At 60.2% G+C, this 12,944-nt stretch carries 12 protein-coding genes; 9 read left to right on the plus strand and 3 right to left on the minus strand.

Going from position 1 to position 12,944, the window contains the following annotated elements; translation table 11 throughout:
* The 6 genes from ctaD to E5W87_RS14185 form a co-directional block, all read left to right on the plus strand.
* Positions 1-1,899 (plus strand): cytochrome c oxidase subunit I (ctaD, locus tag E5W87_RS14160; RefSeq protein ID WP_292398141.1); only part of this gene is annotated, 1,899 nt, incomplete at its 5' end.
* Positions 1,896-2,501, plus strand: coding sequence for a cytochrome c oxidase subunit 3 (locus E5W87_RS14165; RefSeq protein WP_292398143.1), 606 nt, complete (start codon positions 1,896-1,898; stop codon positions 2,499-2,501). The genes ctaD and E5W87_RS14165, both read left to right, overlap by 4 nt.
* Positions 2,502-2,565: 64 nt before the next feature.
* Positions 2,566-2,844, plus strand: coding sequence for a hypothetical protein (locus tag E5W87_RS14170; protein WP_292398145.1), 279 nt, complete (start codon positions 2,566-2,568; stop codon positions 2,842-2,844).
* Entirely contained in the window at positions 2,841-3,719 is an 879-nt protein-coding gene (locus E5W87_RS14175; protein ID WP_292398147.1) for a cytochrome c oxidase assembly protein, read from the plus strand. The genes E5W87_RS14170 and E5W87_RS14175 overlap by 4 nt, the downstream gene beginning before the upstream one ends.
* Complete coding sequence (locus E5W87_RS14180) at positions 3,700-4,110, plus strand: c-type cytochrome (protein WP_292398148.1); 411 nt, start codon at positions 3,700-3,702, stop codon at positions 4,108-4,110. Before E5W87_RS14175 ends, E5W87_RS14180 begins: the two co-directional genes overlap by 20 nt.
* A gap of 374 nt (positions 4,111-4,484) precedes the next feature.
* Positions 4,485-5,189, plus strand: coding sequence for an SGNH/GDSL hydrolase family protein (locus E5W87_RS14185; protein ID WP_245461415.1), 705 nt, complete (start codon positions 4,485-4,487; stop codon positions 5,187-5,189).
* 375 nt (positions 5,190-5,564) lie between these two features.
* On the opposite strand, the gene E5W87_RS14190 is transcribed toward E5W87_RS14185, so the two are convergent.
* Positions 5,565-8,963, minus strand: a complete 3,399-nt coding sequence (locus tag E5W87_RS14190) for a DEAD/DEAH box helicase (RefSeq protein WP_292398151.1) — start codon at positions 8,961-8,963, stop codon at positions 5,565-5,567.
* Positions 8,964-9,079: 116 nt separating this feature from the next.
* Positions 9,080-10,036 carry an alpha/beta hydrolase gene (locus tag E5W87_RS14195; protein WP_292398153.1) on the minus strand — a complete coding sequence of 319 codons (957 nt, stop codon included), beginning with the start codon at positions 10,034-10,036 and terminating at the stop codon, positions 9,080-9,082.
* Between the two features lie 38 nt (positions 10,037-10,074).
* Here E5W87_RS14195 and E5W87_RS14200 point away from each other — a divergent pair, with 38 nt between their 5' ends.
* The 3 genes from E5W87_RS14200 (at position 10,075) to E5W87_RS14210 (ending at position 11,764) form a co-directional block, all read left to right on the plus strand.
* Positions 10,075-10,257: a hypothetical protein gene (locus E5W87_RS14200; RefSeq protein ID WP_292398155.1), complete on the plus strand. Its 183-nt coding sequence runs from the start codon at positions 10,075-10,077 to the stop codon at positions 10,255-10,257.
* A 378-nt stretch (positions 10,258-10,635) separates the two neighbouring features.
* Positions 10,636-10,956: a hypothetical protein gene (locus E5W87_RS14205; RefSeq protein WP_292398156.1), complete on the plus strand. Its 321-nt coding sequence runs from the start codon at positions 10,636-10,638 to the stop codon at positions 10,954-10,956.
* A gap of 541 nt (positions 10,957-11,497) precedes the next feature.
* The gene (locus E5W87_RS14210) at positions 11,498-11,764 is read left to right on the plus strand and encodes a DUF3892 domain-containing protein (RefSeq protein WP_292398158.1); all 267 of its coding nucleotides are present in this window, start codon (positions 11,498-11,500) and stop codon (positions 11,762-11,764) included.
* A gap of 386 nt (positions 11,765-12,150) precedes the next feature.
* Here the strand turns inward: E5W87_RS14210 and E5W87_RS14215 are convergent, their stop codons facing one another.
* Positions 12,151-12,627, minus strand: coding sequence for a hypothetical protein (locus tag E5W87_RS14215; protein WP_292398160.1), 477 nt, complete (start codon positions 12,625-12,627; stop codon positions 12,151-12,153).
* Positions 12,628-12,944: the final 317 nt, after the last annotated feature.

Genomic DNA, 12,944 nt, shown 5'->3' on the forward strand with positions numbered 1-12,944 from the left:
GAGCGCGACGGCCCGCGCGACACCGGCCTCGACGATGCCAGCCTTGACCGCTGGCTTGTGCGAACGTGGCAGACCGCACCTGGCATCATCGGCGCGCTTTCGACCGTCGATCACAAAATTGTCGCGCGGCGCTACCTGATCACCGCCTTCGTGTTCCTGTGCCTCGGTGGGCTGAACGCGGTCGCCATGCGCGTCCAACTGTCGGGCCCCGAGCGCGGGCTGATCGGGCCGGACCTCTACAACCAGTTGTTCACGATGCACGGCGTGACGATGATGTTCCTGTTTGCCGTACCGATCGTGCAGGCGAGCGGCATCTACCTTGTGCCGCTGATGGTCGGCACCCGCAATATCGCCTTTCCGCGCCTTGTTGCTTTCAGCTTCTGGATCTTTCTGTCGGGAGGCATGTTCGCCTGGGTGTCATTCGCGCTCAACATGGCGCCTGATGTCGGATGGTTCGCCTATGTGCCGCTGTCTGGTCCCGAATTCGGACCAGGCAAGCGCGCCGACGTCTGGGCGCAGATGATCACCTACACCGAGGTCTCTGCACTAGCGATCGCTGTCGCAACCATCGTGACGGTTCTGAAGCAGCGCGCCCCTGGCATGTCGCTTGACAAGATCCCGCTCTACGTCTGGGCGATGCTGGTCACCTCCTTCGTGGTCGTGTTCGCGATGCCGGCGGTCATGATCGCCTCGACGTTCCTGATCCTGGACCGGCTGGTCGGCACCCACATCTTCAACCCCGCCGAAGGCGGCGACGCATTGCTCTTCCAGCATCTTTTCTGGTTCTTCGGCCATCCCGAGGTCTACATCATTTTCCTGCCGGCGACCGGGGTGGTCTCCTCGATCATCGCCGCCTTCGCACGGCGCCCGGTGTTTGGGTATCTAGGGCTGGTGCTGTCGCTGATCGCCGTTGGGTTCCTATCGTTTGGCCTTTGGGTCCACCACATGTTCACCACCGGTCTGCCCAAGCTCGGCGCGAGCTTCTTCACCGCATCGAGCATGTTGCTCGCCATTCCGAACGGCCTGCAGATATTCTGCTGGCTGGCGACGCTCTGGGACGGTCGGCCGATCATCAGGACGCCGATGTTGTTCGTGTTCGGCTTCTTCTTCATTTTCGTCGCCGGCGGTCTGACCGGTGTCATGCTGGCTTCGGTGCCGTTGGACCTGCAAGTTCACGACACCTATTTCGTGGTCGCGCATTTCCATTATGTGCTCATCGGCGGGTCGGTATTTCCCTTGCTGGGCGCCGCCTATTTCTGGTTTCCCAAGATCACCGGCCGGATGATGAACGAGCGCCTCGGGCGCTGGCATTTCTGGCTTGCCTTCATCGGCTTCAATACGGCGTTCTTCCCGATGCACATTGTCGGCATCTGGGGCATGCCGCGACGGGTATACACCTATCCGGCGGAGCTCGGCTGGGGTGACATCAATCTGTTCATCACCGCTGGCGCGGTCGTTCTGTTTGTGAGCTTCGCGCTTTTCACCATAAATCTGGTGCACAGCGCCTTGAGGGGCGACCCGGCCGGCGACAATCCCTGGAATGCAGGCACATTGGAATGGGCGACGTCATCGCCGCCGCCGAGTTACAATTTCACGCGCATTCCGGTCGTGATGCACGTCGAGCCGCTATGGGCCGAACGCGGAACGCTTCCCGTAGCGACGGGGCTTCGGGTCGATGCACGCGAACTGGTCGTCTCGACAGTGGCGGAGGCGTATCCGGACGTGCGCGAGAAATCGGCAACGCCGTCGATCTGGCCGCTATTCGCCGCCCTCGCAGTCGGGGGTACCTTTCTCTACTCGATCTTCAGCCCATGGGCAGTGGTTTGGGGAGCCGGACCGATCGCCATCACTTTGATCGGCTGGTTCTGGCCGAAAGGCGGTGCGGAGGATGAGGAATGAAACAGCGTCCTGCCGTAGATCTTTCCGAGCTCCCGACCTTCGGGCACGGACCGCGCACCCCGACCTGGTGGGGTACTCTCGCCTTCATGGCGCTCGAAGGCATGGGATTTGCGATCGCGGCGGGGAGTTATCTTTACCTCGCGTACCTGACACCGCAACGGCCTTTGAGCGCGCCGACGCCGAACCACTGGCCGGGCACGATTGTGACGCTTTTGCTGCTCGCCAGCCTGGTCCCCAACCACATATTAAAGCGCCATGCCGAGGCTTGCGAGATGCTGCCAGTGCGCATCGGCCTCGTAGTCATGTCGCTGCTCGGAATCGCGCCGCTTGTCGTGCGCTGGTTCGAGTTTCCAGCCCTCAACATCTATTGGGACACCAACGCCTACGGCTCGATGCTCTGGGTCATGCTCGGCCTGCACACCGCGCACCTGATCACCGATGTCGGCGACACGCTGGTATTGACCGCTTTGATGTTCACGCGCCACGCCAACAGTGGCCGACGTTTCGCTGACGTCGGTGACAACGTCTTCTACTGGGACTTCGTGGTCGTGACCTGGATTCCGATCTATCTCCTAATCTATTGGATGCCGAGGCTTGATTGAGATGCGCGCGCTTCAGTCAGGCACCTCATGGGCCGGTCTCTTGTCGGGGCCTTTGGCCTGGGCCGTGTCGACGCAACTGAATTACGCCGTTGTGGAATGGCAGTGCGCCCACCGGATTCCTGTCATACCCTTCATCGCACTGGTGCTTGCGATAATGTCTCTGGTTGGCGGGGCGCTATCGTGGCGGGCACGGCAACAGGGCGGCGCCTCCTTCAAACCGGAGCGCACGCGCGGCACTGAAGCTTTTGTTGGCAATCTGGGCATTCTGACTGCAGTGCTGTTTGCGCTGGTCATCATCATGCAAGGCGCCGCCTCGCTCATTCTCGACGAGTGTGTGCGATGAGCTTCGATGCGCTCTTCTCGACCTCGATCTGCTATGGCGGCAGCGCCCCGGGGTGGACGATGGCGCTGCCGATCACGCTGCCGTTGGCGACGATCGCATTGTTCTATGCGGCAGGCGCCATTCGACTGTGGCGTAGGAGCGGTCGCGGCCGCCCGTTGCGATCGCGACAGGCCCTGCTGTTCGCTGCGGGCTGGGCCGTATTGGCGTCTGCGCTCGTCAGCCCGCTTCATGCATTGGGCGAGCGCGTGTTCACCGCACATATGATCGAGCACGAATTGCTCATGGCGGTCGCAGCGCCTCTGCTGGTCGCCTCCCGTCCGGTGGCTGCGATGATGTGGGCACTGCCGATCTCGCTACGGCAGACGCTTGGCGCAGCCGGGCACGCGAAAATGCTTCAGGCCGTCTGGGCCGCGACGAGCCGTCCCGTCGCCGCCACCATCCTGCATGCTATCGCGATATGGGCGTGGCACGTGCCGGCGCTGTTCGAGGCTGCGCTTGAACGCGGTTTCCTGCACTATGCCCAGCATGCCAGCTTCTTCGGCACCGGCGTCTTGTTCTGGTGGGCGCTGCTGCCGCGTCCCGGCCGTGAACAAACCTATGGCAGCGCAGTCATGCATCTCTTCTTCACTTCGCTGCACACCGGTCTGCTTGGGGTGCTGCTCGTGGTCTCGCCGAGACTTTGGTACCCCGACAATGCCGCCGGCGCGCAATTGTGGCGCCTCAGTCCGCTTGAGGACCAGCAACTCGCCGGCCTGGTCATGTGGGTTCCGGCCGGCCTGATCTACGGCGGAGCTGCTTTGTTGCTGGCGGGCTTGTGGATCCGCTCGAGCGGACAGAAGAGCCGGGAGGCGTCGCTTGCGTTCCGACCTGTCTAGGCTGGTTTTCGGCACGAGCGCCATTGTCGTGCTGGCGATTTTAGCGGCGCTGACATGGTGGTTACAACGCACTGATAGGGTCATACGGGAAGCCAATAATGCAACCGGTGGCATTGCTACCCGTGCCATATCGATCATGATGGCCAATGGTTGCGCCGGTTGCCATACAATCACCGGCGTCCCCGGCGCGCATGGACTGGTCGGCCCGCGCTTGGACGCCACGCTGGCCACCAAGGTTTATGTCGGCGGGGTTTTGTCCAATAATCCAGAGAACCTGATCCGCTGGATTCGGGTCGCCAGGGAAATCAATCCGCATACGGCAATGCCTTCGACCGGCATTTCGGAGCAGGAGGCTCGCGACATCGCGGCCTATTTGTATGCGCTCAGATGAAGCTAAAAGCTTGTCATCCCGACCAGCGGTCCTGAACTGGAAGTCGACCTCGCGCTGATCTTCTCTTAAAAGCTGTCGGCTGTAGAGATTATTGGTGCTGGTCATCTTGCTCTCCATTGTCGTTGTTGCAAGGAGGGTAGAATACTATGCCGAGCGAGCGCGGCCGTTCTCATCGAAAGTCCCGTGGTTTAGGCAGCTTAATTGATTTCAGGTAGCAAGGAGCCCTCCAGAGACATAGCGACCAATCGTCTGGGGGCGACCGGCGTTTAATTCGGACGGTGTTGCCGCACCCGGCCTCGCCGCTAACTACTTGGCGAGCGAGAGCCCATGGAGACGCAAGTCTGGTCAAGTTCCCGGTATCGCGGAGGAGCTTCTTGCTGGCCGCTGCGGCGGGACCGGCATTCGCGCCCATGCAAGCCAGTTTCGCCGAGGATGCGGGTATGACGAACAAAATTGTGCTTCTTGGCGATTCGGTTTTTGACAATCGTGCCTATGTGACCGGCGGAGCAGATGTACTGGCCCATTTGGTGCGCCAGCTTCCGATCGGATGGTCGGCCGACCTGCTTGCCGTAGACGGCAGCGTCATGGCAGGGGTGCGCCAGCAGCTGGACCGTCTGCCAGCCGACGCCACTCATCTGGTGGTCAGCATGGGAGGTAACGACGCGCTCGGCGTTTCCTCTGTTTTGGACGCTCCGTCGCGGTCCGTCGCCGACGCCTTGCTAAAACTGGCCGAAATAAGAGAGCAGTTTTGCCTAGAGTATCGGTCGACGCTGGATGCCGTTCTGGCTGTCAAACTGCCCACCGCCGTTTGTACGATCTACGACGTCCGGTATGCAAACCCTGAGGAGAGGCGCATTGCGGTAACGGCCCTCTCGGTCCTCAATGACTGCATTACACGGGCAGCCGCTGGGCGCGGCGTTCCAGTGATCGACCTTCGCATTATCTGCGACGAGGACGCCGACTTTGCCAACGCCATCGAGCCTTCGGAACAGGGCGGAGGCAAAATCGCTGCAGCGATCGTTTCATTTCTTACCAAGCACGAATTCCGAAGCGGGCGCGCCGAACTGATCGTTCGCTAGTGCGCCGGTATTGGCTGAGCCAGTGCGCCGCGTTTAAGCCGTTAAGGTCAGCTTTGCCACGTTCTGGAAGCGGACATAGCCGGCGACCATTCTAGAAGTCGCGGTTGCGCCAGAACATGCGTCTTGTAATCCACCCCTAGCCAATCGCGAGAGTCTGAGGCGAGAACGGTGGCGAAACACCGCCTCAGCGGCCCTGAGGCGTGTCTGCCTCTTCACGATGTGAGCTGCGCGCTCGGTTGCGCATAGTCGGGGATTTTGAAACGGCGTCGATGACCCCCGGCGTGAGTCCTGTGACGCTCTGAAAAGGCGAGGTGCGACAGCTTGAAGATTCTCGTGGAACAATATGTCGGTACACGCAATTCGCAGCCTGGGCCGCTAAGGGCCGGTTGTGCTTTGACCGGCAATCGTTCTGGCGTTTAGCTCACGTGCTGGGTGTGCCGAGCGAATGGAATCGATCACGCTTCGTAGAACTTCGAGTTTTGCGACACCTGCTTTGGTTGATGGCCTGCAGATCAAGCGGCCTCGCCGAAATTCGAACCCGTCCAGCCCAATAAGATTCTGCCGGACCGATGCGGAGGCCTTTGTGCGAAAGGAGATCGCAATCGCTTCGGGTCCTACGTCGACCTGGCTCAAGCCTAACTCCGCTGCATCTATTCGCAGTCGGCTTACCTCCAGCAGCGTGGCCACTTCGCTCGGCATGGCTCCGAAGCGATCCTCCACCTCATCGGCAAATGCATTGATATCAAAATGCGTGCTCATGCGGAACAACCGCGAATACAGGCTGAGGCGTATGGCTGGCTCCGGCACATAGCTTTCTGGGAATGACCCTCCGGCCTGCAAGTTGATGTCCGGAAGTTGCGTGTCAGAGCCGGGCACGCCTCGAGCAATCGATGAGGCACGCTGGAGCAGTCGATGATAGAGCCCGACGCCGATCAGCTTGACGTGGCCCGCCTGTTCTTCGCCGAAAAGATCGCCGGCGCCGCGCAGGTCGAGGTCCCTTTGGCTGATGGCCAGGCCAGAGCCAAGCCGGTCGAGAGCTACAAGAGCCGAAAGCCGGGACCTTGTGGCGTCAGCCAATTCCTTGCCGGGCTCGGTCAAGAGAAGTGCAATGCCTTGCATCCTTCCTCTGCCTACACGACCCCGAAGCTGGTGGAGTTGTGCAAGTCCGAAACGGTCAGCCCGCCATACGAGAATGGTGTTTGCCCGCGGTATATCAAGTCCGCTTTCGATGATGTCAGTGGCCAACAAAATGTCGCCTTCGCCTGCGGCGAACCGGACAACTATCTCGTCCAGCTCACGCCCTTTCATTTCGCCATGCGCGATCTTCACCGAGAGCTGCGGAACCAGCCTGCCCAGTTGTTCAACGGCAGTCTCGATGTCATCTATGCGTGGTACGACAAAGAAGCTTTGTCCTCCGCGGCGGTATTCGCGCAATAGAGCGGCCTTGGCCGAACCGGCATCGAAAGGAGCCAAGATGGTGCGAACCGGACGCCGCTTGGCAGGTGGTGTGTTCAGGACGCTGACTTCCTGCACGCCCGCCATTGCCAATTGAAGCGTGCGGGGTATCGGCGTAGCGCTCATGGTCAGAGTGTGGAGGCATGGCGCCAACGCTCGCAGTGATTGCTTCAGCTTGGCCCCGAACCGATGCTCTTCGTCGATTACGAGCAGCCCGAGATCGCTAAAGGCCACCCCTTTGGCCGCAACAGCATGGGTCCCGACGACGACTGCAATGTTGCCGCTTCTCAGACCGTCCTTCACTTTCCTTGTCTCTGTCGATCCGACCACCCTGGAAAGGTGAGCAACTTGGATGTTGAACCCTGCGAAACGCCGGCAAAACGTCTCGTAGTGCTGACGCGCGAGCACCGTGGTGGGCGCAACGATAGCAACCTGCTTGCCGCAAAACGCGGCCGCAGCACACGCCCGAAGCGCCACCTCGGTCTTTCCAAAGCCGACGTCGCCGCAGACCAGCCGGTTCATCGTTTTGCCCGACGACAGGTCATCCATCACGGCTCGGATTGCGGCGGCTTGGTCGGGGGTCGCGGGGTAAGGGAATCGCGCCGCGAAGCGAGCAAGGTCGGCACGCGGCGGCTTGATCAATTCGGCGGGCTGGGAGGACCTGGCATTCGCAATGGCGACCAGCCGCTTGGCCACCTTCTCGATCTCGCGGACTACAGACTGGCGCCGCTTCTTCCAGCCTTCACCATCTAGTCGGTCCAAGGCTATCGCATCTGGCTCGGATCCATAGCGCCATATACGGCCAAACTCCTCCACTCGAACCAGCAAGGAAGCGCCACCATGATATTCAAGCTTCACGACATCCTGTTGCAGGCCAGCCACTTCAATTTGTTCGATCGCGGCAAGGACGCCCACGCCATGGTCTTCATGGACAACCAGATCGCCGACCCGCAGTTCGGGTTCGACTATGCCGCCACCGGAGCCCGCGTTTGCAGTCGATGACGGGCCGAATATGTCCGCTGCCGCAATGACCGCAATTCGGGATGGTTCGTCGACAAAGCCGTCCGTGAGATCGAATTCCGCCTTGAGAAGAGAGCCTCTTTCGACAGAGAGGATTTGCGGCCAATCGGCGACTGGGTCCATCTTGCGACCGAACTTACGGTCGAGCAGCCGCTCTGCTCGGCGCAGTTCCGAAGCTTCGCCTGTGACCACCACACTAAATCCCGAGCTTGCGCGCGCCTGGGCGAACTCGGCGAATTCGTGCGCGGCTCGCGGCAGGTGGAAGAATTTGGGAATTCGGCCAACCGGGATCGTAAGACGCAAGCAATGGCGATCCCGTAGCGAGTCGTCCCATTCCTCACGCGACAAATAAAATTGTTTCGCCGCGGGCCGCGCCATCGCGGATACTTGCCGCCTGCCGCGCCACGCGTCCTCTATGAGGTCCAAGACGCGAGCGAGCGAGATTTCTTCCAATCCATCCAGGAAGCAGATGGAAGCTGTTGATGCCACATCGAAGAGCGCCGGCAAGTCGGAGTAGAGCGAGACTAGACGTTCCTCCATCGGGATCGTGCGCATCGCTGCAGGGTCGAACTCGTTGCCAGCTTCCAACATGAGCTCGGACGCCGGGCCAACTAAGACTCTGTGCAGCGATCGCTCGCTTCGTTGAGTGATTGGGTCATATGTCTTAAGTTCGGAGATGGCGCCGCCAACCCCCAGTACAACACGAATAGGGCAGTCACGGTCAGCAGGAAAAACGTCGATAAGATCGCCGCGGATGGCTATCTCGCCTGGTTCATCGACCCGATCGTCGACAACATATCCAGTTCTCTCAGCCAATACCCGAAGTGCCCTCGGGTCCACCTTTTGCCCAATCTGCAGGGTGGCGAAACCCTGGCCGATTACCGAGGGAGGCGGTACCCTCTGTAGGGCAGATTCGACCGAAGTAACCGTGATGCGGGGTCCTTTCGTAGCGGCCGCAACAGCATGAAGAACGCTGACCCGCCGTCCCATAGTGGCGCGAGTGGGCCACACCCTGTCGTATGGCAGGCAATCCCACGGCGGCAAATACAGGATGTCAGCTGCTGGGAGGAAGTGGCGCAATGCCTGTGTGATGTCAGCGGCACTGCGTTCGGAACTCGCGATATGGAGCAGGTCCCCATTTCGAGTGGTTTCCAAAGCGCTGAGCAATGCCGCAGCTACCGCGGCAGCTGGCGGTGTGTCGCCTTCTCCTCCTGTTGCAAGTTCGCACTGTTTCGCAGACGCGCCATCAAATTGCTCGAGCTGCTCAGCCTTTCCGGCATTGGAGGTCTCTCTATCCACGTCTCACCTTCCGATCCCGGGACAACGGCCGCGCGGCGCCCGGCGTTCCGTTGGGAGCGACGGTGATCGATGCGCCATACGAGGATCGCTGAAATGCGTGTTGGCGGTGAAGTGGATCATGCAGGTTCGCCCCTGCCCGCAGCAGCGACCTTGTCGACCATGGCGAGAACGGCTTTCAGTGCGGCGTGGTGGACCATGTGGCCGGCGTGCGGGATGATATCGACAAGGGAACCGTGAATTTCGGCTTGCAGTCGAATAGCCTCGGCCTGGGCGTCGAACAACCGGTCGCCGGCCCCGGCAACAATACCGGTGGGCAGCGACAGCTCCTTGTACCGGGCGGAGCGGCCGCCGGCCAGTGCCGCGGCCAGCATCAGTGCCGCCTCCGCAGCGATCGAGAGCAGTTGCGATGGCCGGCTGACGACGTCCTTTGTCGACGAAGCAAACTCGGCAGAGATTATGCCGGGGCTGAATATCTTGGCCATGGTCAGCGGCCAGGTAATCCGCACAAGCAGCGGCAGCAAGGTGTGGCGGAAAACACCACCGGCGACAGGCAAGGCCGGCAGCGCCGCCAGTACGAGGCCGAGGCGCGGCGGTGGATGATAGTAGCCGGAAACAAGCACGATGCCGGCGACCGAGGCGGGATGACGGCGCGCAAGCTGGAGAGCCACCGACGCACCCCAGGAATGCCCCAGAACGAGATACCTTTCGATCCCAAGCTGCGCGACGGCGGCATGAATGAGATCGGCCTGCGCGGCCGCCGTCCACCATTTTCCTCGCGGTCGCGTGCTCCTGCCGAAGCCGGGCCGGTCAAAGGCGAGCACCCGGTATCTCTTGGCCGCCTCGTCGAGCATGCCGCTGGTCTTGAAATCCTCGGCCGACGACCCGTTTCCGTGCAGCAGGATCAACGGCATCCCGCTGCCCTGCTCAAGGACGTGCAGGCGTACTCCTGCCGCCTCGACGAAGCGCCCCGACGCACGCGAGAAAAGCGCGCGTTTGGCGCGAGCGCCGTTGTACAACGCCAGGCCAGCCAACCCGGCGCCAAGCAGCACGGCGGCTGCTGTTGTCCTATTCATGCCGCGAACCACTAGCGGCCGCCGCGATGTGGATAGGCATGACCACTCTCGACATGCGTGATGCTGTTGCCGAACCGCCGCGCAACCGGCGCGAAGCTTTCCAAGCATCTTTGCTCCTTGATTACCGATTTCTCGCCGGCAGCCTAACCCGCTTGATCGCCCTTTGTTCCTGGAAGGAGGTTCTGCTGGTTTTCCGCTCGTCGGAGCTTTCAAGACACTGATGCCCTGAAAAGGATTCCGATGATGACCGACGCAGCACCTTTTGTGCGAAGCCCGCAAAGGGCGCGAGGCGTCCGTTTCCACGGGAGCCGCAGCCGCGACGGTGCCCGGGTCGGTCCCCTTCGCGCCCGGCATCGATTCGCGGAGTCCGCCGGCAATGCTCCGGCAAAAGATGCGATGTCGGCCTCGTAAGCGCCGAAGTTCACCAACCAGGTGAGCTATGCCAATGCGATGCGCCCGCTGAGGACCAGCCGGACGTCCAGCCGCGCAGATATGGCCCGGTCTTGGTGATTGCCGCCATCGTCGTTCTGGCCGCTGCGGTCTTCATCCGGGCAGCCATGCTACGCTGAATGCCGGACGCGGGTGCTGCGCAATGATCGATGGACATTTTGCTTCCGGTTCGGAACCCTGTTGTCGCCGCGCATCGCGGAGTTTGGCAGGGCCGCTTCGATCAGCCATGGGACTGGCGGGACGCGAACGCCGACAAGGTCGAGACCGTCAGCGAGCAATCGACCGGCTTCGGCCTGCTTGGCTCTGGCTGCAACATCAAGGGCAACATTTCGGCCGAAGGCGAGCGCATCTATCACGTGCCCGGGCAGAAGTTCTATGCCGATACGAAGATTGCCGAGGCAAAGGGGGAGAAATGGTTCTGCTCTGAAGCCGAAGCGCGAACTGCCGGTTGGCGAAAGGCGAAAAGATGAAAGGAAAGGCCACAACCGCTACAGATATGGCCGAAGCGGTAGGCATCGAACCCAAGGCATTTCGGCGAGCCCTCGGGCTGAGCATTTCGATTGGCACAGCCGATATTCTGCCTGGGAGGTGGACGTCAAAAGCCCGCAGCATCTAGCGATGCAAAAGGTGCTAGTGGCTCTTCTGACCAACAAGTCTCCGAACTAATGAAAAAGGCCGCAAGGAATGCGGTGCGCCGATATGCCAGCAATGCTGACATAATTGCTTCACAGATTGTTGTTGTGAAGAAAAAGGCTATCTGTTTACTTGCTAATCAAGTTCCGCATAGAAAAGAGGCAGGCGATGATTCGTCGCCTGCCTCTGTCTTTAAGCGTACTCGCGGTAAATGTGTGGCGCCGAGTGGACGAACAAGACCGCGAGTCCGCTCCCTAGCAGGTCGGTAACTAGCGTCCTGAGGCTTTATTTGCAACGCCACAGGAGCTACGACCATGGATAAACATCCTCCCAAGGTGCCAGATGCGAATGCTCCACTTCGCTCGAAAGGAGCATTCTATGTCAGACGTTCAGGTGACTTGTATCAATAAACTGCCTCGGCAGAAGACACATGAAGGTATTACCCACCTCGGAAATTCGACCGGGAAATGGACTAGAGCTCAAGTCATCCAATGGATAGAAGGAAAGACAATTACCTTCTACACATCGGTCGGCGGCAAGCGCGCCAATATCGGTGTGGTCATAGGGCAGAACGGTAAGTACGTCCGTACCTACGCCGACGGCCACTGGAGTGACAATTTGCTCGCACTCCCCGAGTGCGCGTGAGTTAACTGACATCGGTCGTCGCCGGCTTAGTTGCTGGCGGCGACCTTTTCATCGGACTTTCCGCTTCGCAACATTGGCGCGGCAACCGACAGCGAAAGGACACATGATGGCAGTTCGAACGATCGGCATGGACGAATTAGACGGCTTTCAGATTGACGAAGCTGGCCAGCTATATTGGCGTGGCCAGGCCGTTGTATTGCGACAGCGCATTACCTTAGGAACATGGGAGTTGGCCGTTGCCGCAGTTGCGTCTGCTGCAGCTGCAGTTGGTGCGATATTCCCAATAGGCGTCTATTTCCATTGGTACTGAACTACCTAAACCACTCCTCCGCCGGGTCATCATCGTCCACAGGCGGCGACCAATCCACGAGAATGATGGTTTGAGCCTATAAGCCACCCTGTTGCAGGCATGTCACCTGTACTTGGTCACGGAATTCGCCAATAGCGCGGTCCTGCATCTCTTCGGTGCCGTAACGCGACTGGTTCCACGCCTCGATTGCCATTGCCCGGAGGGCCTTGCGCATTATCTCCACATCGCTCTTTGCCGCGATATCGAGAACCTTTTGAAGCGGAATCCCGTGCTGGCGGGCTTTCATTGTTTCCTCTGCGAACCTACCCATCATCTGGCAGGCCTCATGTAGGGTCGATGCATGCACAGATGTCGTGATTGCAGTGAGGGCGATGATAAAGGCTACCAGTCTTGGCATGCTGACTTCTTCAGGAGGGTTGTGGAGTTCAGTTGATTTTGCGGGGGTACATTTGCATCCTTTTGAGTTTCTTTCGATCCCAAACGTTGACCCGACCCCCATATTTTCAATTGGAAAAATGTGCGCGTTGGGGTCGAACCGGTCGCCAAAAACCATTTCTGGCGAGTCCTTCGATACCCCCGGGGGGGGTCATCACGACTTGGCGGCAGACGGGCATGGGACCGGTTGCCAAGCTCAGCGCTATCGCTATTTCAGATTTTCCCCTCGCGTGCGCGCAAGCGCGCGAGAGGCAGCCCAAAAAATATCCGAAAACCTGCGGGATGACGTCTTCGTTGGTGCGGGCGGTCGGCGGGGCATAGACCCGTGGACATTAGGGTACCCGGTCTACGCCTTCAGCGAAGCAAGCGCCCGCATCATGCCTTCATGGGCACCGTCCGATGGTGCCGTGGTCGCTGCGTTCCGCAGTGCGGCTT

Source organism: Mesorhizobium sp., from assembly GCF_004962925.1.
Taxonomy (GTDB): Bacteria; Pseudomonadota; Alphaproteobacteria; order Rhizobiales; family Rhizobiaceae; genus Mesorhizobium.

Excerpts from the sequence above, each read along its gene's own strand:
- E5W87_RS14165 (WP_292398143.1), top strand. The coding sequence starts at position 1,896 with ATGAAACAGCGTCCTGCCGTAGATCTTTCCGAGCTCCCGACCTTCGGG.
- E5W87_RS14175 (WP_292398147.1), top strand. The coding sequence starts at position 2,841 with ATGAGCTTCGATGCGCTCTTCTCGACCTCGATCTGCTATGGCGGCAGC.
- E5W87_RS14195 (WP_292398153.1), bottom strand. The coding sequence starts at position 10,036 with ATGAATAGGACAACAGCAGCCGCCGTGCTGCTTGGCGCCGGGTTGGCT.
- E5W87_RS14200 (WP_292398155.1), top strand. The coding sequence starts at position 10,075 with ATGACCACTCTCGACATGCGTGATGCTGTTGCCGAACCGCCGCGCAAC.
- E5W87_RS14205 (WP_292398156.1), top strand. The coding sequence starts at position 10,636 with ATGGACATTTTGCTTCCGGTTCGGAACCCTGTTGTCGCCGCGCATCGC.
- E5W87_RS14210 (WP_292398158.1), top strand. The coding sequence starts at position 11,498 with ATGTCAGACGTTCAGGTGACTTGTATCAATAAACTGCCTCGGCAGAAG.
- E5W87_RS14215 (WP_292398160.1), bottom strand. The coding sequence starts at position 12,627 with ATGGTTTTTGGCGACCGGTTCGACCCCAACGCGCACATTTTTCCAATT.